This is a genomic window from Streptomyces sp. OZ13 (assembly GCF_052068155.1).
Lineage (GTDB): Bacteria > Actinomycetota > Actinomycetes > Streptomycetales > Streptomycetaceae > Streptomyces.
The window spans coordinates 12,432-35,018 of sequence record NZ_JBQHCZ010000027.1; the positions used below are offsets into that span (position 1 = coordinate 12,432).

The following is a 22,587-nucleotide window of genomic DNA, read 5'->3' on the forward strand; positions in this document are numbered from 1 at the left end:
GCGCGTCGGTCGTTCGGGACGCTCATCCTTCGCCTCCCTGCCGCCGGTCCTCGTCGACGATCTCGGCGTCGACCACCTCGTCGTCCGCCGGGCCCTGTCCGTCGCCGGCCGCCTGGCCACCGGCGGCCCCTGCGCCGCCCGTCGCGCCGGCCCCGCCCTCGGGCCGGGCATGGGCGTAGATGGCGGAGCCGACCTTCTGGGCGGCCACGCTGACCTTCTCCGTGGCCTCGCGGATCGCGCTCGTGTCGTCGCCCTTGAGCTTCTCCTTGAGGTCGCCGATCGCCGTCTCGACCTCCTCCCGTGCGTCCTGCGGGACCTGGTCCGCCTGGTCGCGCAGCAGCTTCTCGGTGTTGTACACCAGGCCCTCCGCCTGGTTGCGGGTCTCGGCCGCCTCCTTGCGGCGCCGGTCCTCCTCCGCGTGCTGTTCGGCCTCGCGCATCATGCGGTCGATGTCCTGCTTGGGCAGGGCGGAGCCGCCGGTGACGGTCATCTTCTGTTCCTTGCCCGTGCCGAGGTCCTTCGCGGTCACGTGCATGATGCCGTTGGCGTCGATGTCGAACGTGACCTCGATCTGCGGCACGCCGCGCGGGGCCGGCGGCAGACCGGTCAGCTCGAACATGCCGAGCTTCTTGTTGTACGCCGCGATCTCACGCTCGCCCTGGAAGACCTGGATCTGCACGGACGGCTGGTTGTCCTCGGCCGTCGTGAAGACCTCGGACCGCTTGGTCGGGATCGTGGTGTTGCGCTCGATGAGCTTGGTCATGATGCCGCCCTTGGTCTCGATGCCGAGGGACAGCGGGGTCACGTCCAGCAGCAGCACGTCCTTGACCTCACCGCGCAGCACACCGGCCTGGAGCGAGGCGCCGATGGCGACGACCTCGTCCGGGTTCACGCCCTTGTGCGGTTCCTTGCCGGTCAGTTCCCTGACCAGCTCGGTGACGGCGGGCATACGGGTCGAACCGCCGACCAGGATCACATGGTCGATGTCGCCGACACTGATGCCGGCGTCCTTGATCGCGTTGTGGAAGGGGGCCTTGCAGCGCTCGAGCAGGTCGGACGTCAGCTGCTGGAACTGGGCACGCGTCAGCTTCTCGTCCAGGTGCAGCGGGCCTTCCGCGGAGGCCGTGATGTAGGGCAGGTTGATCGTCGTCTCGGTCGCGGAGGACAGCTCGACCTTCGCCCGCTCCGCGGCTTCCCGCAGCCGCTGAAGGGCCATCTTGTCCTTCGAGAGGTCGATGCCATAGCCGTTCTTGAACTGCTTGACCAGATGGTCGACGACGCGCTGGTCCCAGTCGTCGCCGCCGAGATGGGTGTCGCCGTTGGTGGCCTTCACCTCCACCAGGCCCTCACCGATGTCCAGCAGCGAGACGTCGAAGGTCCCGCCACCGAGGTCGAAGACGAGGACCGTCTGGTCGTTCTCCTTGTCCAGGCCGTACGCGAGCGCGGCGGCGGTGGGCTCGTTGATGATCCGCAGCACCTTGAGACCGGCGATCTCCCCCGCCTCTTTGGTGGCGGTGCGCTGCGAGTCGTTGAAGTATGCGGGCACGGTGATCACGGCGTCGGTCACGTCCTCGCCGAGATAGGCCTCCGCGTCCCGCTTCAGCTTCTGCAGCACCCGGGAGGAGATCTCCTGCGCGGTGTAGCGCTTGCCGTCGATGGAGCCCGAGTCCGGGAAGCGCCACTGCGCCTCCCCCATGTGCCGCTTGACCGACCGGGCTGTGCGTTCGACGTTGGTCACCGCCTGACGCTTGGCGATCTCCCCGACGAGCACTTCGCCGCTCTTCGCGAAGGCGACCACCGAGGGCGTGGTCCGCGCACCCTCCGTACTGGCGATGACGGTCGGCTCGCCGCCTTCGAGGACGGCCACCACCGAGTTCGTCGTACCGAGGTCGATACCGACTGCACGGGTCATCTCAGCTCTCCTTCCTGCACAGGCTCGTCGGCGCGCCCGCCGGGGGCGCGCCGCGCCGGAGGTCCGACCGCGGTGGGCACCGCACCACCGCTCGTGCGGAGACGGCGGTTCACGGCCACTGCCACGGGTCCACGTCCATGGCCCATCGCAGCAGCAGGGTCAGCGGATCCGAGGAGTACGGGGCCTCCTGCGGAAGAACGTGTACCCGGACAGGGCCCGCGCGCACGCCCGGCGCCCGCAGCGCGCCTCCCAGGACCACCGGCGGCTCTGCCGGCGGGGGTCCGGCGGGTCGCGTACGGGTCGGAGGGCCGGGCGCCCGGTCGGCCGTCACCGGGATCCGCCGGGCGCCGGAGGCCCGTCCGCGGTGGCGGTCGTCGTCGTAGCGCTGCCGCAGCTCCGGGTCACGGAGGATGGCGTACGCCGCCACGACGGCGGCGAGCTCCTCGAGCCGCGTCGCTCCGTCCGGGCCGGAGTCCGGGTGCAGGGCCCGGACCTGCCGGCGGTACGCCGTGGTGATCTGGCGGGGCGTCGCGGACGGCTCGACGCCGAGCACCGTGTAATGGTCACGGGAGGGATACGGCCCCGGCATCTCGCCCACCTCCTTTCCCAGCGGGGCGGCAGCACCCTGAACCGGGCTGATCCTCGACAAATATGTACATAAAACTTGAGTCGGGTGTTGTCAAGGCTATTCCTGCGGAGATACCTAATATGGAAGCTGCAGGCCGCATCCGACGGGATGGAGGTGGACGACGTGATCACCGAGATGGCAGTCGAGCGCGTGGAGTTCACCTGCGGCAGGTGCTGGCACCAGTGGAGCGCCGACTACGACGTCCAGCAGTACCGCGACGACCTGGGCGGGCAGTGGGAGTACTTCTCCCGTGACGGCACCCCGGTGGCCTCCCCGTACACGCCCGCGGGCGCACCGCCGTGTCCCATCTGCGGCCGCCGATGGGTGGGCCGCATCCTGGCGCGGCGCCCCGTCCCTACGCCCCCGGGGGCGGCCCAGACACCCCGGTTGAGGATCACCGACGCGTCCGGGCACCGCTCGGAGCGGCACGGGGCACGCCTCCTCGGGTCGTCCGCGCACGTCCAGCCGGAACCACTGGGGCCGCCGGCGGAGGAAAGCAGCGGCGAGCCTCGCGTTCCGCGGTGATCCGACCGGCGAAGCCCGCGCAGACAGCAGTACGGCTCTGGCCGAGAACACGTCACGAAGGAGGTGCAGCGCCATGGCCCGCCTTGCAGTCAGGGGCGAGGAGCTCATCGTCGAACTGACCTGGTGGGAGAAGATCACCGCACGGCACACGGACGTCCGGGTGCCGCTCGCGGCAGTGGAGAAGGTGACCGTGGAACGCGACTGGCGGCGCGCGGTGCGCGGCGAGCCCTCTCGGGGCGTGTGGATCGGCGACCTGTTGCATCTCGGCGTGCGCAACGTGAGCGAGCAGGCGGAGGTGCGGGACTTCGTCGCGATCCGCCCCCGTCGGGGCCCCGTGGCGCGCGTCGACCTCCGTCCGGCGGCGTCGCCGTTCGCCCGTGTCGCCGTCTCGGACCGCGTACCCCAGGCGACGGCGGCCACCGTACGCACGGCCGTGAGCCACCACCTGCTCGCGCCGACCGGATCCGGTTGCGCCGACCCCGCCCCGGCACGCCGCAGAAGGCCCGCCTGGCTGCCGGGCCGGTCCCCGGCACCGGCTCCCCCGGCAGGGATCTGAGCAGGACTCACGGATCGGCGCACGGGTCGCAGGGCGCGGGCGCACAGGCCGGGCATCAGGAAACCGCACCACCGGACGCACCAGACCGCCGCCGCGCGAGGCGCTGTACCAACCAAGTTGACAAGACTCCACTCAAGTTTGACCCCCAGATCCCGAGCCGTCCCCGGCAGCGGCGTGAACGACCTCCGAAACCGGGCCCCGCAGCGGAACCGCGCCGTGACCAGCCCCCTGGGAAATTCGTGATTCCTTGAACGTCGCGGCCCCTCGGCGCGTACAACAGCACGAACCGGCCGGTACCGGGGCCGGACGAGACGAGGGAGCCAGCATGACCGGAACGCAGGGGACCGCCCGGACCGTGGCGCGCCGTACCGTCGTCGCCGCCGTGGGTGGCGCCGGTCTCTCCGTCGCCCTGACGGCGTGCGGGGGCTCGGACGACCCGCCGCAGTCCGTGTCGGACAAGCCGGCCGGCGAGGGCGCCTCCTCGGGAGGCGCCGACAGGGGTGGCGCGGGCGGCGGCACGGTGATCGCCAAGACCTCCGACATCCCGGAAGGCGGCGGCAAGATCGTCGGCGACGTGGTGATCACGCAGCCGGTCGCGGGTGAGTTCAAGGCCTTCTCGTCCAAGTGCACGCATCAGGGCTGCGCGGTGTCGGGTATCTCGGACGGCACCATCAACTGCCCCTGCCACAACAGCCGGTTCGACGCCGCGGACGGCAGCGTCAAGGCAGGTCCCGCGACGAAGCCGCTGCCGCCCGCCGCGATCACGGTGGAGGGTGACTCGATCAAGCTCGCGTGACGCGACGCCGGTCCTTCCAGCAGGAGACCACCTCGTCGGTGGTGGCGATCGTCGCCACCAGGGACAGGGTGTTGCGGATCATCGCGGGGGTGTACTCGGCGGGCACTCCCGCGATGGCGTCCGCCGCGACGACGGCGGTGTAGCCGAGGTTCACGGCGTCGAAGACGGCATTGGGCACCGCCACGTTCGCGGACACCCCGGTGACGACGAGGGTGCGGCAGCCGAGGTTGCGCAGGATCGGGTCGACGTCCGTGCCGGCCAGCGGCGACAGTCCGTGGAGTCTTCGTACGACGATGTCCTCGGGCGCCACGTCGATCGGCGGGGCGATACGCACCGCCGCGGAGCCGCTGTGCTGCTGGACGGGCAGACGGGCGGCGGCCCTGAACAGCCGCGCGTTCCGGTTGGACCCTCTGCCGTCGGGCCGCTGCTCGGCGACCGCGTGCAGCACCTGCACTCCGGCGTCATGGGCGGCGGCGACCAGCCGCGCGACGTTGCGGAGGGCGCCGGAGGAGACCGCCGCCGCGGCGAGTTCCGGCAGGGCGCTGTCCTCGCCGACGACGCCCTGCTGGCATTCGACGGTGATGAGTGCGGTGGTGGGCGCCTCGAGCTGCTCCGCGAGTTGATGGAAGGATGACACGCGGCTCCTCCTCGGTGTCCCGGCCTTTCGGCGCGGGAGCGCGACGGTAGCCGCCGTTGCGCACGAGGGGAAGAGCCTCCATGCTGGCCGGACAACATTTCTGACGACTCGTCAGTCACGGATTCCGCCGTGTCAGCCGTTGCCGGGGAGGCCGCACATGACCGCCATACAGCGCCGGGGCCGTCGCATCATGATGACCCCCGCGGAGCTGGACGCGTTCCTGACCCGGCAGCGGACGTGCCGGGTGGCCACGGTGTCGCCCGGCGGGCGGCCGCACGTCAGCGCGCTGTGGTTCGCCTGGGACGGCACGTCGCTGTGGCTCTACTCCCTCACCCGCAGCAGGCGCTGGGCGGAGCTGCGCCGCGATCCGCGGCTCGCCGTGGTCGTCGACGCCGGCGAGGAGTACGGGGAGCTGCGGGGCGTCGAACTGTCCGGCACGGCCGTGTTCGTGGGCGAGGCCCCGCGGACCGGTGAGCCCTGCCCCGAACTTGCCGTACCGGAAGCCCTGTTCGCCCGCAAGAACTTCGCGCTCGACGAGATGCCCCACGACGGCCGGCACGCCTGGCTGCGGCTCACCCCGGACGCGGTCGCGTCGTGGGACTTCCGCAAGCTGTCAGCTCTCTGACTCCTCGACCGGCCCGGCGGCGGCGCGCAGCGCCTCCACCGCCGCCCTGATGGAGGGCCTGCGGTCGGCGTCGGTGCGCCACACCGCGTAGACGTGGCGGCGCATCCGCTGCCGTACGGGGACGAGCGCGACACCCTCGGGCACCGGCCCCCGGCCGAGCCGGGGCGCCACGCAGACGCCCAGCCCGGCGGCGATCAGGGCGAGCTGGGTGTGGTGTTCGCCTGCCCTGTGCCCGATCCGGGGTTCGAATCCCTTGGAACGCAGGGTGAACATCAGCCACTCGTGGCAGAACTCGCCCTCCGGCCAGGACACCCACTCGTCGTCGGCGAAGTCCTCGAGGTCGACCTCCGCGCGGTCCGCCAGCGGATGACTCGCGGGCATCGCGACATCGGGCACGTCGTCGAGCAGTTGAGCCTGCGCCAGGCCGCCGGGGACGGGAAGCCGTTTGTTGCTCCAGTCGAGCACCACGGCGAGGTCGAGGTCCCCGCGAATGACCCCCCTGACACCGGCCTCGGGTTCCAACTCCGTGGAGAGTACCCGCAGTTCCGGGTGGTCCCGGCGCAGGGTGGACACCGCGGCCGGGAACAGACCGCGGGCCGCGGTGGGGAACGCCCCGATCCTGACCTCGCCGACCGCCTGCCCTCGCCGTGCCTCGATGTCGGACTGGGCGAGCTCGACCTGGGAGAGGATGCGCGCGGCATGGTCGGCGAGGAGCCGGCCGGCGTCGGTGAGTCGCACGCCGCGCCCGTTCTTGGCCAGCAGCTGCTGCCCGACCTCCCGCTCCAGCTTCGCCATCTGCTGGGAGACGGCCGAGGTGGTGACGTGCAGCCCGTCGGCGGCGGCGCTGACGGAGCCGTGCCGGGCCAGCGCGTCCAGGGTGCGCAGTCGCTCCAGGTTCAACATGTAAGCAATGCTAAGGGAAGAGGTCGAGAAAATCTCGCTTGTCCTAAGAGGTGCGAGGCGCGATCGTGGGGCCATGAGCAGCGCAACGACCGAGGCCGACGAGGCCCGCGCCCACACCCTTCCCCCGGCTCCGCCCGGGACCGCCCCGGCCGGGTCCGCCCCCGACGTCCGCCCGCCCCGCCGGGCCGTCGACTGGCGCATCCGCTTCGCGGTGCTCTCCGCCGTGTGGGGCTTCAGCTTCCTTCTCATCAAGGTGGGCACGGGGGCCTACGCGCCGTTCCAGGTCACCTTCGGCCGCCTCTTCTTCGGTACGGCGGTGCTCGCCGTCGCGATGGCGGTCCGCCGTGACCGGCTGCCGAGCGGCCTGCGCACCTGGGGTCACCTGACGGTCGCGGCCTTCCTGCTCAACGCGCTGCCGTTCTCGCTCTTCGCCTATTCCGAGCTCACGATCCCCTCGACGCTCGCCGGCATCTGCAACGCCACCTCGCCGCTGTGGGGCATGGCGCTCTCCCTCGTCGCACTGTCCGAGGACCGGCCGACCCGGCGCCGCGTCGCGGGTCTCGGTATCGGGTTCCTCGGTGTCCTCACCGTTCTCGGTGCCTGGCAGGGCTTCTCGGGACTCGACTTCTCCGGCACGGCCATGGCACTGCTCGCCTCGCTCAGCTATCCGATCGGCTGGATCTACGTACGTCGCACCCTGGCGGGCTCCAGCCACTCCAACCTCTCGCTGACGGGTGCCCAGCTGGGGCTGGCGACCGTCCAACTCGCCGTCGTCACACCGCTGTTCACCACGGTGCCGGACTCGTTCCCGCTCGTGCCCCTGCTCGCGGTGATCGCGCTCGGCGTCCTCGGCACGGGGCTGGCGCTGCTCATCCAGTACGGGCTGGTGGCGGAGGTCGGGCCGACGACGGCGCAGATGGTCACGTACTTCATCCCGGTCATCGCGACGGCGGCGGGCGTGGCGCTGCTCGACGAGCACCTGGCCTGGAACACCCCGGTGGGCGCCTTGATCGTCCTGGTGGGCGCGGCGCTGACGCAGAGCCGGCCGAAGCGGGCCTGAGCCCGCACGGGGTCACCGGGCCCACGTGAGTCCCGTCGCCGCCCCGGAGCCTCCCGGGGAGCCGGTGCCCCGGAGCCGACCCGAAGCCCCCGGGGCGCCGGCGCCCCCGAAGCGAACGCGAGGCCCCGGACCTCGGCGGCGGGCGGCCCGTTCCCGGGCGGCCCGCCCCGGCGACGGGACCCTCGGCGTACCGTCACCGACCGCCGGCACCGCCCACCGTCCGGATCAGCACCGGATCAGCCGTAGCTGCGGGCGGGCACCGGGCCGACCGCCGAGGCCACCGCGTCGGCGAGCGGCTCGATGTCGGCGGCCGTGAGGTCGGAGACGGTCAGACGGACTCCGGGCGGCGACGACATCCGGAAGCGCGCCCCGGGAGCCACCGCCCACCCGGCGTGCAGCAGCCGCGCCACCGCTCCCGTCTCGTCCCGGACGGGCACCCATACGTTCATCCCGCTGCGGCCTCGCGCCTCGACACCCCGCCGCGCCAGCGCGCCGATCAGAGCGTCGCGCCGTACACCGTAGGAGCGGGCGACGGCGGCGGGGTCGACGACGCCGGACGCCCACAGATGCGCGACGGTGTGCTGCAGCAGCCGGCTGACCCAGCCGGGCCCGAGGCCGAGCCGCCCCTGTACGCGGTCGATGGTGACGGTGTCCCCGGCGAGGACGGCGACCCGCAGATCGGGCCCGTAGGCCTTGGCCGCGGAGCGCACGAACACCCAGCTGTCGGTCGGCCCCGCGAGGGCGTGCAGCGGCTGGTCGACGATGGCGTGCCCGTGGTCGTCCTCGATGAGCAGGGTGCTCGGGAACCGTGCGAGCACGGCACGCAGTTCGTCCGCCCGCTCGCGGCTCAGGACCGCGCCGGTCGGGTTCTGCGCCCGGTCGGTGACGACGATCGCGCGGGCTCCCGCCCCGAGCGCCCGCTCCACCTCCCCGGGCAGCGGCCCGTCGTCGTCGAGTGCGACGGGCAGCGGCTTGAGGCCGAGCGCGGAGACGAGATCGAGCAGACTTCCCCAGCCCGGGTCCTCCACGGCGACCGCGTCGCCGGGCCGCAGATGCGCGGCGAGCACCCGCTCTATGGCGTCCAGCGATCCGGAGGTGGCGGCGAGCGGCCCGGCAGGGACCCCGTCGGCGTCCATCGACGCGCGTGCGAGGCGCGCGAACTCGGGGTCCAGCGGCGCCCTTCCGTACAGTCCGGGTTCCTCGGCGTGCCGTCCCGCGGCGGCGGCGAGCGCCTCGTGCAACGGCGGCAGGAGCGCCAGGTCCGGATTGCCCTCGCCGAGGTCGCGCACGCCGGGGGGTGCGTCGACCCGGATCGATCCGCGCGCGGTACTGGCCGGGCGGGGGCGCACCCGGCTGCCCCGGCGGCCGGAGGTCTCGATCACTCCGCGCTCGCGCAGGGTCCGGTAGGCGGCCGCGACGGTGTTCGGGTTCACCCCCAGCTCTGTGGCCAACTCCCTCATCGGGGGCAGCAGTCGGCCCGGTTCGAGCTCTCCGGAACCCACTGCCCGCTCGATGCTCGCGGCGATCTCGGATGCACGCCGCCCAACGATCCGATACTCTCCTAGCACAAAAGACATTATGCACTAGTGCAATGGAGACCGCAATGCCGGAGACCGCGGAAGCCCCGTACGAGCCGACCGACCGGACGATTCCCACCCGCTCCCGGGAGCGGGCAACGTACGACCGCGAATCGGTGCACTCGATACTCGACACGGCGTACGTCTGCCACCTCGGGTTCGTCCGCGACGGAGCCCCGGTCGTCCTGCCGACGCTGTACGCCCGCGTCGGCGAGCGGCTGTACGTCCACGGGTCGACCGGGTCGCGTCCCCTGCGCATGGCGGGCGGGGCGGACCCGGGGCTGCCCGTGTGCCTGACGGTGACGCATGTCGACGGTCTCGTCCTTGCGCGCTCCGCCTTCCACCACTCGCTCAACTACCGCTCGGTGGTGGTCCACGGCACCGCCCGGCAGGTCACCGACCCGTCGGAGAAGCGCACCGCCCTCGACGCTCTCGTGGAACATGTCGTTCCCGGCCGTTCCACCGACTCCCGCCCGGCGAACGCCAAGGAACTGGCGGCGACGGCGGTACTCCGCCTGGATCTGGCGGAGGTGTCGGCGAAGACCCGCACGGGCGGCCCTAACGACGACCCGGCCGATCTGGACCTTCCCTACTGGGCGGGGGTCGTCCCCGTCACCACCACCCGCGGCCTGCCGGACCCGGCGCCGGACCTCTCCCCGTCGACGCCGCTCCCCGCCTACCTCTGACGCGCCGCGCCGGTGCATGAGGCGCGTCCCTGCCGAACGGGGGTCGGCAGGGACGCTTCCCGCGGCCCGAGAGGCCGCCTCACGCCGTGGTCGGCACCCGCCTCCGGACCGCGGCGCCCCGCGCCTCCGCCGCCGCGAGACCGGCGACCGCCGTGAGCAGCAGCAGCGTCCCCGCCACCGTGGCCGGCGTCAGGCGCTCGCCCAGCAGGGTCACCGCGATGACCGCCGCGCTCACCGGCTCCAGCAGCATGATCACGGAGACGGTCGCCGCCCTGACCACGGCCGCGCCCGCGAAGTAGAGGGCGTAGGCGAGAGCCGTCGGTACAGCGGCGACGTAGACCAGCAGCCCGATGACCCTGGCCGCCTCCGCCGTGTGCGGCAGGAGCCCCTCGCCGATCGCCATCGGCAGCAGCCCCACGGACCCGATCGCGAACGCCCACGCGGTGGTGGACAGCGAGTCACCGCCGCCTCCGTCCCGGCCGAGCCGGCGCGTCAGCAGGGTGATCGCCGCGTATCCGGCGGCCGACAGCACGGCGAGCGCGACGCCCGTCGGCCGGACCTCCGCCCCCTCGCCGCCGAGGACAAGGACGCCGAGCCCGGCCAGCGCCCCCGCGACGGCCAGGATCCCGCCGCGGCCCAGCCGCTCGCCCATGGTGAGCCGTGCCCCCACGGCGATGAGCACAGGACCGGCGCCCAGCGTCACGACGGTTCCCACGGCGAGGCCGGTCGCCTCGACGGCCGCGAAGTAGGCGCTCTGGAAGACGGTGAGACCGACTCCCGTGGCGAGGATGCGCAGCACCCTCCGCCGGCGCGGTTCGGCGGAAGCGACGGTCCCCCGGCGACGCCGGGCGCGCATCGCGAGGACGGGCAGCAGCAGCAGGAGCCCGCCGACGCACCGCCAGAACGACAGGGCGAGCGGCCCCAGATCGCTCACCTGGAAGACGAGCGAGGCGGCGGCTCCGGCGGTCCCCCAGGCGAACCCGGCGAAGACGAGACAGGTCAAACCACGGCCCACGGACATGATGGCGGGCACGCCTACAGCAGGAGTTGAAGAGGAATTCGACACGTGACTTCTCCGTATGAAGAACGGGACGGCTGATCGCTCGGCTCAGTCACGCGGGCAGCACCGACCGCTCGGGGAAGACACCCCGAGCCGGATCTCCTTGAGAACGTCCGCCCGCGCTAGGCGGCGGGCGGCGGAAGTACGGTCGAATGCATGATCGCCACCCTACGGGGCGCGGTGGCCCGCGGACAACTCGCCGGCGGCGGACCCGTCGTCGGCCGCCACGGGCAGAGCCTCCGGCCCACCGGCCGCCACCGGCCCGGACGGCGGCCGGGGCGCCTGGGACTGCGCGATGAACGCCCCGAACAGGACGACCGCGCCGCCGAAGATCTGCGGCGCAGAAAGGTGCTCACGCAGCAGCACCCATGCCAGCACGGTCGCGATGACCGCCTCGAGGCACGCGACGACACCGGCCACCTGAGGCGAGAGCCTGCGCACCGACACGACACCGGTGACGTACGCGAGCACGGTGGCGATCAGCACGATCCACGCCAGCAGCATCGCGGCCGGGATCTCGGTTCCCCCCATGTCGGCGCTACCGGCGAGCAGTGACCAGTCCATGCCCCACGGCCGGGACACGACCGTCAGCACCAGGGCGCCGATGAGGAGGCCGTACGCGATCACACCCAGCGGGTCGGGGGCGTCGTCGCTGTCGCCGCCCTGGTCGGACAGGACGAAGTAGCCCACCTGACAGCAGGCGGCGCCGAGGGCGAGCAGCAGGCCGAGCACGTCGAACCGCAGCCCCGCCCATACCTCGACGACACACGCGAGGCCCGCGACCGCCAGCACGACACCCGCGGCGGCGGCCCTGGTCACCGGCCTGCGCTGGACGAAGCGGACCCAGCCGAGCACGAGCGCGGGGGCCAGGTACTCGATGAGCAGTGCGACGCCGACAGGGATGCGGGAGATCGCGGCGAAGTAGCACGCCTGCACGCCCGCCACGGCCAGCAGACCGAAACCGGCCAGCAGCGCGGGCCTGCGCCTCAGCAGTCCTCGGTGACGCCAGGCCAGCGGGAGCATCACGAGCGCGGCGCCCGCGACCCGTAGCCACACGACATGGAGGGGGTCGAGTCCCGCCTCGATCAGCGGCTTGGCCGCGACACCCGATCCACCGAACGCGAACGCCGAGCCCAGGGCGAGTCCCAGGCCGGCGCTCCTTCCCTGAGACGCCTGCATCGGCACATCATGTCAGCAGCCGTCAGCACCGTCACCCCTGTGACACATGTCGAGACGCTTCCGGGCCGGCAACCCGGGGGCCGACCGGGCGGCGGGCCCCGCGGACACCCGTTCCGCGATCCGCGCCGCCAGCAGCGGCACGTCGACACCGGCCCTGCGCAGCACTTCGGCGGCCCGGCAGTCCAGGTCGGCCGCGATGCGGGCCAGTACGTCGATCCCCTCGGCGCGGGTGTTCCCGCGGAGCCTCGCCCTGGCCAGCGCACCCGCCAAGGCGGTCACGGCCGACGGTGACCAGCCCGGCAGGTGGGGCAGCGCGGCACCGGCCGCCTGTGCCGTATCGGGCCGCACAGCGCCCGGTGACGGCAGCCGTGGCGCACCGCCCTCCCGCACCACCGGCAGTGCGCCCGAGTCCTCGACGGAGCCCTGCCAGGCGAGCCCGTAACCGATGCTGCGCTGGACGAGGTAGCCGAGCACACGCGCCACTTGGGCGGGTGACCCGAACACGGCCCGGACCTCGGGGCCCTGTTCCAACAGGGAGTGGAGGAGATGGGCGGTGTCGATCTGCCTGTCGCCGTCCCGCAGCGCCCTCCTGCGGGCACCGGCGACCACCGATGCCAGCTCCACGGTGAGCGCGGCTTCGAGATCGGCACGGACGGGGAGGGCAGCGTGCTGCCGGGGCAGCCACGGGGCAGGACTTCGCACGCCTTCCACCTCATCAGGCATCCGCGGCCCCGGCGTCCACGCGGGGAAGCATTTGCGCATCCCACCGGAGTTGGGTACACCCGGGCGTTTCCTCCTCCTTGCGGATGACAAGGCGCCGACCGACCCTGAGTCTCCCCCTGCGGCCGTGCCGGTTCCGACCGACCGGACCGCATATCTGACATGTCGTCAGTATTGAATGTTCCCGCACCCACGGCTACGGTCCGCGCACCGGAACCCGACACGAAGGGGTGGTCGCATGGCCGAAGTCACCGCTGAGGCGCGCATCGAGGCACCGGCCGCGAAGGTCTGGGCCCAGCTCACCGACTTCTCCTCGTACGGCCGCTGGAACGCCACTCACACGAGCTTCCCCGCGGGCGGCCCCGAACCGCTGGAGACGGGCGCCACCTTCGCGGAGAACATGAAGCTGATGGGTTTCCCGGCCGAAGTGACCTGGACCGTGGAGGAACTGGAGGCCGAGCGGGTGCTCGCCATCAGGGGCAAGGGACCGATGTCCGTCGTCGTGGGTACCCGCTACTCGCTCACGCCGGCCGGCGGCGCGACCGATGTGCGCATCGACGGCGAGTTCACCGGCGCGGCCGTCTCGCTCATGGCCGGCAAGCTGAAGGACTCGGCGACCGCGGCGCTCAACGAGTCGCTCCGGAAGCTGGGCGGACTGGTGGCCTGACCCGGCGGCCGCGCGGGCCGGCCGGGCAGCCCTCCACGGAAGGAGCCGGCCGCGGGCACAGCAGAGAAGGGCCCCGCGCCGACGCGGGGCCCTTCACTCCCGGCTCAGTGTTCGTCGGCCAGGATCAGGTAGAGCTTCTTGCGGGCCTCGTTGATCACGGCGACGGCCTTCTGCCGCTGCTCGGCGTTGCCCGACTTCCAGACCTGGCCGAACGCCTCCATCAGACCGAAGCCGGCCTGCCGGATCTCGTTGACCGTGTCCCAGTCGACACCGCGGCCGGCCTCCTCCCAGGGAGCCTCCGGCCCCGATTCGGCCTCGACGCGCCCGGTGTCGGTCAGCGTGAACAGCTTCTTGCCGCCGTCGCTCTCGCTGACGATCAGACCCTCGTCCTCCAGCATCTGGAGGGTCGGATAGACGGACCCGGGGCTGGGCTTCCATGCCCCGCCGCTGCGCTCGTCGATCTCCTGGATCATCTCGTAACCGTGCATCGGGCGGTGCTTCAGCAGGGCCAGGATCGAGGCGCGCACATCGCCGCGCCGCGCCCTGCCCCGGCCGCCGCCACGCCCGCGTCCGCCGCCGAAAGGCCCGCCGAACGGCGGTCCCCAGGGCCCGAACGCCGCGCGACGGCCCTCGTACTCACCCCAACCGTGATGGCCGGGCCCGCAGTGTCCGCGGCCGCCTTCCGGCCCGTTTCCACGTGAACGCATCGCTACGCTCCTTCCATCGTTGATCAGTCGCGATGCGTCAACGATATATCGGAAAAAAGCGAACGACAAGGCATCACCGTGCCGCCGACCTTGAATTGGCCTTGGCCTGCCCGTTCGCCGGAGCTCTACGGTCGGGCCCATGCGGATTCGAATCGTCGACGCCTTCACCGACCGTCCCTTCGCCGGCAATCCCGCCGGAGTGCTGCTGCTGGATTCCACCGGATTCCCTCCCGACACCTGGCTCCAGCACGTCGCGGCGGAGCTGAACCTCTCGGAGACCGCCTTCGCCCACCCCCTGCCCGCCGGGAGCGACGCGGACTGGGCACTGCGCTGGTTCACCCCGGCCACCGAGGTCGACATGTGCGGCCACGCCACCCTGGCCACCGCACACGTGCTGCACACCACGGGGGCGGCGAAGGGCACGGTGCGCTTCACCGCGCGTTGCGGCAACCTCCGGACGACCGCGCACGAGGACGGCACGATCACCCTCGACTTCCCCACCGCCCCACTGCGGGAGGTGACGGTCCCCGACGGCGTCGCCGAGGCGCTCGGCGCGAAGGTGCTCTCCGCCCATGACACCGGACCCCACATCGGGGACCTGCTGGTCGAACTGGCCGACGAGCAGGCCGTGCGTGCTCTGGAGCCCGATTTCGCCGCACTGGTCGCGTATTCCGAGCGCGGCATCATCGCCACCGCCACCGCGGCGGACGCCTCCGCCGGCTACGACTTCGTCTCCCGCGGCTTCTTCCCCCAGGTCGGCATCGACGAGGACCCGGTCACCGGGAGCGCCCACACGGCACTCGCGCCCTTCTGGTCCGCGCGCCTCGGCCGCGACGAGCTGACCGGCCTCCAGGCGTCCGCCCGCTCCGGCCTGGTCCGCACCTCGCTGCGCGGCGACCGCACCCTGCTGACCGGGCGCGCGGTGACCGTGGTCGACGGCGAACTGCTCACCACTCCCTGAACGCACCACGACCGAGGGGGTGCACGGCGGACGCCGTGCACCCCCTCGGTCGCGCTGCCGGGCCGCCGCTCACGGCGTGGGAAGCCAGTCCACCTTCCCGGACAGCAGCCCGTATCCGACGAAGGCGACGATGTCGAGCAGCGCGTGCGCCGCCACCAGCGGCCCCACCCGGCCCCATCTCCGGTACAGCAGCACGAAGACCACGCCCATCACCATGTTGCCGACGAACCCGCCGATGCCCTGGTACAGGTGGTACGAGCCGCGCAGCACCGAGCTCGCGACCAGCGCGGCCATCGGTGTCCAGCCGAGCTGATCGAGCCGGCGCAGCAGATACCCGACGACGATCACCTCCTCGACCACGGAGTTCTGGATCGCGGAGAGGATCAGCACCGGGTACTTCCACCAGACCTCGGGCAGCGCCTCCGGCACGACGGTGAGGTTGAAACCGGAGGCCCTCGCCACCAGGTAGAAGGCCAGTCCGGCGCTGCCGATACCGGCGGCGACGAGCGCGCCACGGCCGATGTCGGACCAGGGCCTGCTCCGGTCGAAACCGATCGAGGAGAGCCCGGCACGCTCGCGGACCAGCAGATGCGCGACGAGCACGACGGGCACCAGCGCCGTCGCGATCCCGAAGAGCTGCCAGGCCAGATCGAGCCACGGCCGCCCCGGCGCGAAGGACCCGTTGAGCGTCGCGGCCTGGTCCTTCAGCCCGCCGGGTTTCGTCAGCGATCCGATGAAGCTGATCAGCGCGGACACACCACTGGCGCCGAGCGACAGGGCGAGCACGAGCAGCATCTCCGACCGGAGGGTCCTGCGCGACACCGCCTCCCGCGGAAAGGACCCGGCCGCGTCTCCCGCCTGCGCCTGCACTACAGCCTCCAGTTGCTCCACCGCATGGGACGTCACAGCTTGCCCGACGAACCTACGGCGGTCGCAGCCAGGCCCCGCGCACGCGCCTGGCCGCCCCGCGGCCGCACGCGCGGGTCGGTCAGGAGCGCGCCCCCGGGAATCCCACCGGCCATGTGTGCACCGGCTGTCCCTCACGCATCAGCTCGCAGTAGCGACGGGTCATCGCCGCCAGCGCCACCTCACGCTCCAGCCCCGCCTCACGGGCGCGGTGATAGGTGTCCGCCTGCCAGGAGGCTCCGTTCATCCGGCGCCGGCACCGCTCCTCGATCACGCCGAGATAGAGGTCTCGATCGGCGGGCGCCACGTTCCACGCGTCGAGACCCGCCGCGGCCAGCGGCAGCAGCTCGTCCCGGACCAGCTTGACGACCGGCACCTGTGTGACGCCGCCACGACCGGGACGGGGCCACTGAAGCTCGGCGTCGATACCGTGCCGGCACGCGGTCGCGAAGTTCTCGTCGGCGGCCGCGAAGGGCAGCCGCGTCCACACCGGACGAGCGTCCTCCGCGAGCGCTCGCACCAGACCGTAGTAGAACGCGGCGTTGGCGATCACGTCGGTCACCGTCGGCCCGGCGGGCAGCACGCGGTTCTCCACCCGCAGGTGGGGGACGCCGTCGACGACCGCGTACACCGGACGGTTCCAGCGGTAGATCGTGCCGTTGTGCAGGACCAGCTCCTGGAGCCGCGGCACTCCGCCGTCCTCCAGCACCCTCAGCGGGTCCTCGTCGTCACAGAAGGGCAGCAGCGAGGGGAAGTACCGGATGTTCTCCTCGAAGAGGTCGTAGGCCGAGTCCACCCAGCGCTCACCGAACCAGGTCCGCGGGCGCACCCCCTGTGCCTGGAGCTCCGGCGGGCGGGTGTCCGTGGCCTGCTGGAAGAGCGGCGGCCGCGATTCGCGCCACAGCTCCTTGCCGAACAGGAACGGCGCGTTGGCGCCGACGGCGACCTGCACGGCGGCCACCGCCTGCGCCGCGTTCCACACGTCGGCGAACCGGCCCGGGGTGACCTGCAGATGCAGCTGCACCGACGTGCAGGCGGCTTCCGGCGCGATCGACGCCGATGTGCACGTGAGCCGTTCCACCCCCTCGATGTCGAGGGTGAAGTCTTCCCCGCGTGCCGCCACGATCTGATCGTTGAGCAGCATGTAACGGTCCACGTCGGAGAGGTTCGCGGATACCAGATCCTGCTGCGCCAGCGTCGGCAGAATGCCGATCATCACGATCCCGGCACCGAGCTCCTGCGCCTTGCGATCGGCATATCCCAGCCCGGTGTGCAACTCCTCCGCCAGCTGGTCGAGTACACGGCCGCCCAATCGGTGCGGGACGATGTTTACTTCCAGATTGAACATGCCGAGCTCGGTCTGGAAATCGGGACTGGCGATACGGGAGAGAACTTCGGCATTCATCATCCGAGGCATCCCGTCCGCACCCGCGAGATTCAGCTCTATCTCGAGCCCCATCAGATTCTTGGGCCGGTCGAACCTCTTCTCCGCCAGAAGCCGCCCCAGGCCGGCCAGGCACCGTTGCAGCTTGCCTCGGTACCGTTGCCGATCGGACAGGTCGAACCCGCCTGCCTCGACCTTCTCCCCCATCGAAGGGTCCCTCCTCGTGTGGGTCCCACGTGGCGAGGTCCGCTCACGTCACGGACGATAATGCCCAGCCTCATTGATCCATAACGCCCCACGCGGACTCGGCGGCCGGTAGTCTGGAGACAGACGCTCGACAGGCACATTCCCCTGGCATGAGGCCAACAGCAATTGCAGGCACGGACGGCGGTGAAAACCACAGGCTTGATTCGGCCTACCGCGCCGGAGCCGAAACCGCAGGCCGCAGCCTCGACAGCACGGGAAAACGCCAGAAATGCCGCATGAAACGGGCCGGTTCACGCCTTGCCCGAAATACCCGCGACGGGTAGCGGAAACATTGCGTGAACACGCGTCGTATAAACTCCGCGAGGGCGGTGAGTTCGTATCCGGTGTCTTCCGGCGGCTGGCCGCCCCGCACGCAGACAGTGACGTCCGCACCTTCACGCTCCACCGTGTCTCCTGAGTGAGAGGCGACCCACCATGCCGCTGCTTGTCCCCCCGGCCCCCGCGCCTGCCCTGCGAAGCGTCCTCGCGGCACTCGGTTCCCCCACAGCCGTCCGCGAGGCCCGAACCCCCGCTCTGAGGTCCGTCCAGGGGCCCCTGAGCGCCGAACTGCCGCTGCCGGTCCATGTACTGGACCGGATCGTGCCGAGCGGCCGCACACCGCACACCAGGCTCACCGGCTGGCGTTTCCTGATCCGCAGCGGCGACCGCACCGTGGCCGCCGCGGACACCATGCTCACGCCGGACGGCTGGACCTTCTCCCACTTCTTCGAGGGCCCCTACCTCGACTCGACCGAACGCGCCCTGCGTCAGGCCGAATCGACGGGAACCCCGTTCCAGCCCAGACTGCTGTCCGTTCCCGAGCTCTACATGCTCACCCTCTGGCTGCACGGCGACGTCGAGGCCGACGCCGCGTCCGGCACCCCGCAGCCTTCCGACGTCCTCGTCCCCCTCGCCCCCGCGCCACCGGGCATAGCCGCCCACCGGCCACACCGGGTCGCGGACCTGCTGCCTCTCATGACCCTGCGGGTGACGCCGGCCCCGCTGCTCGACTCGCCGGCCGCTTGACGGGAGAACATCCCGGACATCGCACCCACAGGAGACACTCGATACGCCCCGCCACCTCCCGGTCGCGGGGCGTATCGGTGTCCGAGAACTGGCCCGTTGTGACTAGCCCGGCCGGGCCACCGCGAACCACCCGAAAGGACAGGCCCGTTGAACTGAACCGCCCGAGCGGGTGGTGCGTCATCAATCAGTAGGAAGAGCTGCTGTGAAATGCCTGCGGAGCGACCTCCGTGGGTGAACACTGGGGACCGACCGACAGATACGGGGGAGCGGCCATGAACACCTCATCGAGCCGCACGACACACACCACATCACAGCGAAAGAACCCATCCATGTGCCAGCATCAGCCAGCCTGTCCCACATCCGACTCCGCCGACCGTGAGGCGGCCCGCCTCGTGGCGCACCATCCGGAACAGGGCTGGAGCCTGCTGTGCAACGGCGTGCTCCTCTTCGAGGACACCGGCGAGCTGCTGCCCGACGGCCGGATCATCGCCCCGCGCCGTACAGCGGCCGCCGGCCCGCTGGTGACCGCCGCCTAGGCCTCTTCGGTAACACGGGAAACAGAAGGGCCGGCCCGGAGAACTTCCGGACCGGCCCCGACGCATGTGCCGCGCGGCTCGCGTCAGTTGTCGTACTCCTCCAGCGGCGGGCAGGAGCACACGAGGTTACGGTCGCCGAACGCTCCGTCGATGCGGCGCACCGGCGGCCAGTACTTGTCGGCCGCGTTCACGCCCGCCGGGAAGACGGCCTCCTCGCGGCTGTAGGGGTGGTCCCACTCGCCGCCGAGCGCGGACGCCGTGTGCGGGGCGTTGCGCAGCGGGTTGTCGTCGGCGGACCACTCCCCCGACGCGACCTTCTCGATCTCGCCGCGGATCGCGATCATGGTGTCGCAGAAGCGGTCGAGCTCGGTCAGGTCCTCGCTCTCGGTCGGCTCGATCATCAGCGTGCCGGCCACCGGGAAGGACATCGTCGGCGCGTGGAATCCGTAGTCGATCAGGCGCTTGGCGATGTCGTCGACGCTGACGCCGGTCGCCTTGGACAGCGGCCGCAGGTCGACGATGCACTCGTGGGCGACCAGGCCGGCCGGACCGGTGTAGAGCACCGGGTAGTGCGGCTCGAGACGCTTGGCGATGTAGTTCGCCGCGAGCACGGCGACCTGCGTCGCCCGCTTGAGGCCCTCTCCGCCCATCAGGCGCACGTACGCCCACGAGATGGGCAGGATGCCCGCGGAGCCCCAGGGAGCCGCGGAGATCGGCCCCACGCCCGTCCGGGGGCCGGCCGCGGGCTGGAGCGGGTGGTTCGGCAGGTAGGGCGCGAGGTGGGAGCGCACACCGACCGGGCCGACGCCCGGACCGCCGCCGCCGTGCGGGATGCAGAAGGTCTTGTGCAGGTTCAGGTGCGAGACGTCGCCGCCGAACCGGCCCGGCTTCGCCAGGCCCACCAGGGCATTGAGGTTGGCGCCGTCGACGTACACCTGGCCGCCCGCGTCGTGCACCTGGGCGCAGATGTCGGCGACGTGCTCCTCGAACACACCGTGCGTCGACGGGTAGGTGATCATCAGCACGGACAGCTGGTCGCGGTACTGCTCGATCTTGGCGCGCAGGTCCTCGACGTCGATCTCGCCGTCGTCGGCGGTCTTCACCACGACGACCTTCATGCCGGCCATCACGGCGCTGGCGGCGTTGGTGCCGTGCGCGGAGGAGGGAATCAGACAGACCGTGCGGCCCGCGTCCCCGTTGGCGCGGTGGTAGGCGCGGACGGCCAGCAGACCGGCCAGCTCGCCCTGCGACCCGGCGTTGGGCTGAATGGAGACCTTGTCGTAGCCGGTCACCTCGGCGAGGCGGTCCTCCAGCTCGTGGATCAGGGTCAGATAGCCCTGAGCCTGCTCCACCGGTGCGAAGGGGTGGATCTGGCCGAACTCGGGCCAGGTCACCGGCTCCATCTCGGTGGTCGCGTTCAGCTTCATGGTGCAGGAGCCGAGCGGGATCATGCCGCGGTCCAGCGCGTAGTCGCGGTCGGCGAGCCGGCGCAGGTAGCGCAGCATCGAGGTCTCGGACCGGTGCTGGTGGAAGACGGGGTGGGTCAGGTACTCGTCGTCGCGCAGCAGCGCGGCCGGCAGCGCGTCCGCACCGGCCGCGTCCAGGGCGTCGACGTCGCCGTCCACGCCGAAGGCGGCCCAGACGGCGGTCAGCTGCTCGCGGCCGGTGGTCTCGTCGCAGGCGAGGGAGACGTGATCGGCGTCCACCAGGTACAGGTTGACGCCGCGCTCGCGGGCGGCGGCGACCACGTCGGCGGCCCTGCCGGGCACCCGGGCGGTCAGGGTGTCGAAGTACGAGCCGTGCAGGAGCTCGACGCCGCCTGCGCGCAGCCCTGCGGCGAGGATCGCGGCGTAACGGTGGGTGCGCCGGGCGATCGCACGCAGCCCGTCCGGGCCGTGGTAGACGGCGTACATGCCCGCCATCACGGCGAGCAGCACCTGCGCGGTGCAGATGTTGCTGGTCGCCTTCTCGCGGCGGATGTGCTGCTCGCGGGTCTGCAGGGCCAGCCGGTAGGCCTTGTTGCCGTCGGCGTCGACGGAGACGCCCACGAGGCGGCCGGGCAGGCTGCGGGCGAACTTCTCCCGGACGGCCATGTAGCCGGCGTGCGGTCCGCCGAAGCCCATGGGGACACCGAAGCGCTGGGTGGTGCCGACCGCGATGTCCGCGCCGAGCTCGCCGGGCGAGGTGAGCAGCGTCAGGGCCAGCAGGTCCGCGGCGACCGTGACGATCGCGCCGAGCTCGTGCGCCTGCTCGATCACGGGCCTGAGGTCACGCACGGCACCGGAGGCGCCCGGGTACTGCAGCAGCACACCGAACACGCCGCGCTCGGCGATCTCGGCGGGGATGCCCTCGCTGAGGTCGGCGGTGACGACCTCGACGCCGGTGGGCTCGGCACGCGTCTCTATCACGGCCAGGGTCTGGGGCAGGGCGTCCGCGTCGACCAGGAAGACGCCGTTCTTGACCTTGCCCACCCGGCGGGCCAGCGACATGGCCTCCGCGGCGGCCGTGCCCTCGTCGAGGAGCGAGGCGCCGGAGGTGGGCAGCCCGGTCAGGTCGGCGACCACGGTCTGGAAGTTGAGCAGCGCCTCGAGCCGCCCCTGCGAGATCTCCGGCTGGTACGGCGTGTACGCCGTGTACCAGGCCGGGTTCTCCATGACGTTGCGCAGGATGACCGGCGGCGTGAACGTCCCGTAGTAGCCGAGTCCGATCATGGGGGCGAGCACCTGGTTGCGGTCCGCAAGGGTGCGCAGCTCCGCGAGGACGTCCGCCTCGGTGCGGGCGTCAGGGAGGTCCAGGGCCTCGGCGCTCTTGATGACGTCCGGTACGGCGGCGGCGGTGAGCTCGTCGAGGGAGCCGTAGCCCACATGGGCGAGCATCTTGGCCTGGGCACCGGCGTCGGGCCCGATGTGCCGCTGCTCGAACGGGATCCCTCGCTCCAGCTGGGAGAGCGGAATGCGGTTGGCGGTCATGGTGGGAGGCCTCCTGGTCTTCGCGACCTGCGAGGGGCATCACGGCAGGGATGCCCGGACGGCCTCCCCCTCTGTCATCTCGACCTGAGAGCTTCACCGGGCGTCACGGAGCGACATCCCGGCTTTCACCGTCGGTGAGAGCGGATGCCGTCCGACGCCCGCTCTGCTTTCCAGAGTGACCTCGTCCGTGCGGTACAGGTGCCTGAGAGATTCCGGGGAGGATTTGCTCCTTCGGCGCCTCCGGACTGCTCTCCGGAGGACTCTCCCGCACAGGGTCAGCGGCCGTTTGCCAGGGTACCAGCGTGCATCCACACGATCGCT

22 protein-coding genes and 1 riboswitch are annotated in these 22,587 nt (G+C 71.6%); of the genes, 10 read left to right on the forward strand and 12 right to left on the reverse strand.

All coding sequences use genetic code 11. The features are described from left to right. Positions 1 to 22: 22 nt before the first annotated feature. Together dnaK and ACTMTU_RS34935 are read right to left on the reverse strand one after the other, a co-directional pair. Positions 23 to 1,912, reverse strand: a complete 1,890-nt coding sequence (gene dnaK / locus ACTMTU_RS34930) for a molecular chaperone DnaK (protein ID WP_441267452.1) — start codon at positions 1,910 to 1,912, stop codon at positions 23 to 25. A gap of 109 nt (positions 1,913 to 2,021) precedes the next feature. Next, a complete protein-coding gene (locus ACTMTU_RS34935; RefSeq protein WP_441267453.1) occupies positions 2,022 to 2,501 on the reverse strand; it encodes a J domain-containing protein in 480 nt (159 codons plus the stop codon). 162 nt (positions 2,502 to 2,663) lie between these two features. Here ACTMTU_RS34935 and ACTMTU_RS34940 point away from each other — a divergent pair, with 162 nt between their 5' ends. The 3 genes from ACTMTU_RS34940 (at position 2,664) to ACTMTU_RS34950 (ending at position 4,417) form a co-directional block, all read left to right on the forward strand. Beyond that, positions 2,664 to 3,065, forward strand: coding sequence for a hypothetical protein (locus tag ACTMTU_RS34940; RefSeq protein WP_441267454.1), 402 nt, complete (start codon positions 2,664 to 2,666; stop codon positions 3,063 to 3,065). 73 nt (positions 3,066 to 3,138) lie between these two features. Then, on the forward strand, positions 3,139 to 3,621 hold the full coding sequence (locus tag ACTMTU_RS34945) for a hypothetical protein (protein ID WP_441267455.1): 483 nt from the start codon (positions 3,139 to 3,141) through the stop codon (positions 3,619 to 3,621). Between the two features lie 325 nt (positions 3,622 to 3,946). Then, positions 3,947 to 4,417, forward strand: coding sequence for a Rieske (2Fe-2S) protein (locus ACTMTU_RS34950; protein ID WP_441267456.1), 471 nt, complete (start codon positions 3,947 to 3,949; stop codon positions 4,415 to 4,417). Here the strand turns inward: ACTMTU_RS34950 and ACTMTU_RS34955 are convergent. Further along, entirely contained in the window at positions 4,404 to 5,054 is a 651-nt protein-coding gene (locus ACTMTU_RS34955) for a cysteine hydrolase (protein WP_441267457.1), read from the reverse strand. The genes ACTMTU_RS34950 and ACTMTU_RS34955 overlap by 14 nt on opposite strands. Before the next feature lie 157 nt (positions 5,055 to 5,211). On the opposite strand from ACTMTU_RS34955, the gene ACTMTU_RS34960 reads away from it, so the two are divergent. Further along, positions 5,212 to 5,679, forward strand: coding sequence for a pyridoxamine 5'-phosphate oxidase family protein (locus tag ACTMTU_RS34960; protein WP_441267458.1), 468 nt, complete (start codon positions 5,212 to 5,214; stop codon positions 5,677 to 5,679). Here the strand turns inward: ACTMTU_RS34960 and ACTMTU_RS34965 are convergent. After that, positions 5,668 to 6,582 (reverse strand): LysR family transcriptional regulator, encoded by a 915-nt coding sequence (locus ACTMTU_RS34965; RefSeq protein WP_441267459.1) that lies wholly within the window; start codon positions 6,580 to 6,582, stop codon positions 5,668 to 5,670. The two genes, ACTMTU_RS34960 and ACTMTU_RS34965, sit on opposite strands and share 12 nt — an antisense overlap. Before the next feature lie 73 nt (positions 6,583 to 6,655). On the opposite strand from ACTMTU_RS34965, the gene ACTMTU_RS34970 reads away from it, so the two are divergent. Next, positions 6,656 to 7,642: a DMT family transporter gene (locus ACTMTU_RS34970; protein ID WP_441267460.1), complete on the forward strand. Its 987-nt coding sequence runs from the start codon at positions 6,656 to 6,658 to the stop codon at positions 7,640 to 7,642. Between the two features lie 236 nt (positions 7,643 to 7,878). Here ACTMTU_RS34970 and ACTMTU_RS34975 read toward each other — a convergent pair whose 3' ends face one another. Continuing rightward, positions 7,879 to 9,210, reverse strand: a complete 1,332-nt coding sequence (locus tag ACTMTU_RS34975; RefSeq protein WP_441267461.1) for an aminotransferase class I/II-fold pyridoxal phosphate-dependent enzyme — start codon at positions 9,208 to 9,210, stop codon at positions 7,879 to 7,881. Between the two features lie 23 nt (positions 9,211 to 9,233). On the opposite strand from ACTMTU_RS34975, the gene ACTMTU_RS34980 reads away from it, so the two are divergent. Next, positions 9,234 to 9,905, forward strand: coding sequence for a pyridoxamine 5'-phosphate oxidase family protein (locus tag ACTMTU_RS34980; RefSeq protein ID WP_441267462.1), 672 nt, complete (start codon positions 9,234 to 9,236; stop codon positions 9,903 to 9,905). Positions 9,906 to 9,984: 79 nt separating this feature from the next. Here ACTMTU_RS34980 and ACTMTU_RS34985 read toward each other — a convergent pair whose 3' ends face one another. The 3 genes from ACTMTU_RS34985 to ACTMTU_RS34995 all read right to left on the reverse strand — a co-directional run bounded on the left by ACTMTU_RS34985 (position 9,985) and on the right by ACTMTU_RS34995 (position 12,846). After that, the gene (locus tag ACTMTU_RS34985) at positions 9,985 to 10,926 is read right to left on the reverse strand and encodes a DMT family transporter (protein WP_441267477.1); all 942 of its coding nucleotides are present in this window, start codon (positions 10,924 to 10,926) and stop codon (positions 9,985 to 9,987) included. A 207-nt stretch (positions 10,927 to 11,133) separates the two neighbouring features. Then, a complete protein-coding gene (locus ACTMTU_RS34990; RefSeq protein ID WP_441267463.1) occupies positions 11,134 to 12,144 on the reverse strand; it encodes an EamA family transporter in 1,011 nt (336 codons plus the stop codon). Between the two features lie 12 nt (positions 12,145 to 12,156). Then, complete coding sequence (locus tag ACTMTU_RS34995) at positions 12,157 to 12,846, reverse strand: Clp protease N-terminal domain-containing protein (protein WP_441267464.1); 690 nt, start codon at positions 12,844 to 12,846, stop codon at positions 12,157 to 12,159. A 256-nt stretch (positions 12,847 to 13,102) separates the two neighbouring features. On the opposite strand from ACTMTU_RS34995, the gene ACTMTU_RS35000 reads away from it, so the two are divergent. Continuing rightward, positions 13,103 to 13,531 carry a type II toxin-antitoxin system Rv0910 family toxin gene (locus tag ACTMTU_RS35000; RefSeq protein ID WP_441267465.1) on the forward strand — a complete coding sequence of 143 codons (429 nt, stop codon included), beginning with the start codon at positions 13,103 to 13,105 and terminating at the stop codon, positions 13,529 to 13,531. A gap of 104 nt (positions 13,532 to 13,635) precedes the next feature. Here ACTMTU_RS35000 and ACTMTU_RS35005 read toward each other — a convergent pair whose 3' ends face one another. Beyond that, on the reverse strand, positions 13,636 to 14,238 hold the full coding sequence (locus ACTMTU_RS35005; protein WP_441267466.1) for a PadR family transcriptional regulator: 603 nt from the start codon (positions 14,236 to 14,238) through the stop codon (positions 13,636 to 13,638). 139 nt (positions 14,239 to 14,377) lie between these two features. On the opposite strand from ACTMTU_RS35005, the gene ACTMTU_RS35010 reads away from it, so the two are divergent. Continuing rightward, entirely contained in the window at positions 14,378 to 15,199 is an 822-nt protein-coding gene (locus tag ACTMTU_RS35010; RefSeq protein WP_441267467.1) for a PhzF family phenazine biosynthesis protein, read from the forward strand. A gap of 69 nt (positions 15,200 to 15,268) precedes the next feature. Here the strand turns inward: ACTMTU_RS35010 and ACTMTU_RS35015 are convergent, their stop codons facing one another. Both ACTMTU_RS35015 and ACTMTU_RS35020 read right to left on the reverse strand, forming a co-directional pair. Continuing rightward, on the reverse strand, positions 15,269 to 16,069 hold the full coding sequence (locus ACTMTU_RS35015; protein WP_441267478.1) for a CPBP family intramembrane glutamic endopeptidase: 801 nt from the start codon (positions 16,067 to 16,069) through the stop codon (positions 15,269 to 15,271). 118 nt (positions 16,070 to 16,187) lie between these two features. Continuing rightward, complete coding sequence (locus ACTMTU_RS35020; protein WP_441267468.1) at positions 16,188 to 17,696, reverse strand: glutamate--cysteine ligase; 1,509 nt, start codon at positions 17,694 to 17,696, stop codon at positions 16,188 to 16,190. 474 nt (positions 17,697 to 18,170) lie between these two features. On the opposite strand from ACTMTU_RS35020, the gene ACTMTU_RS35025 reads away from it, so the two are divergent. Together ACTMTU_RS35025 and ACTMTU_RS35030 are read left to right on the forward strand one after the other, a co-directional pair. Next, the gene (locus ACTMTU_RS35025; protein ID WP_441267469.1) at positions 18,171 to 18,761 is read left to right on the forward strand and encodes a hypothetical protein; all 591 of its coding nucleotides are present in this window, start codon (positions 18,171 to 18,173) and stop codon (positions 18,759 to 18,761) included. Positions 18,762 to 19,090: 329 nt separating this feature from the next. Continuing rightward, positions 19,091 to 19,297 (forward strand): DUF5999 family protein, encoded by a 207-nt coding sequence (locus ACTMTU_RS35030; protein ID WP_441267470.1) that lies wholly within the window; start codon positions 19,091 to 19,093, stop codon positions 19,295 to 19,297. Between the two features lie 83 nt (positions 19,298 to 19,380). Here ACTMTU_RS35030 and gcvP read toward each other — a convergent pair whose 3' ends face one another. Continuing rightward, complete coding sequence (gcvP, locus tag ACTMTU_RS35035) at positions 19,381 to 22,266, reverse strand: aminomethyl-transferring glycine dehydrogenase (protein ID WP_441267471.1); 2,886 nt, start codon at positions 22,264 to 22,266, stop codon at positions 19,381 to 19,383. Between the two features lie 180 nt (positions 22,267 to 22,446). Next, positions 22,447 to 22,544: riboswitch (glycine riboswitch) on the reverse strand. Between the last annotated feature and the right edge of the window lie 43 nt (positions 22,545 to 22,587).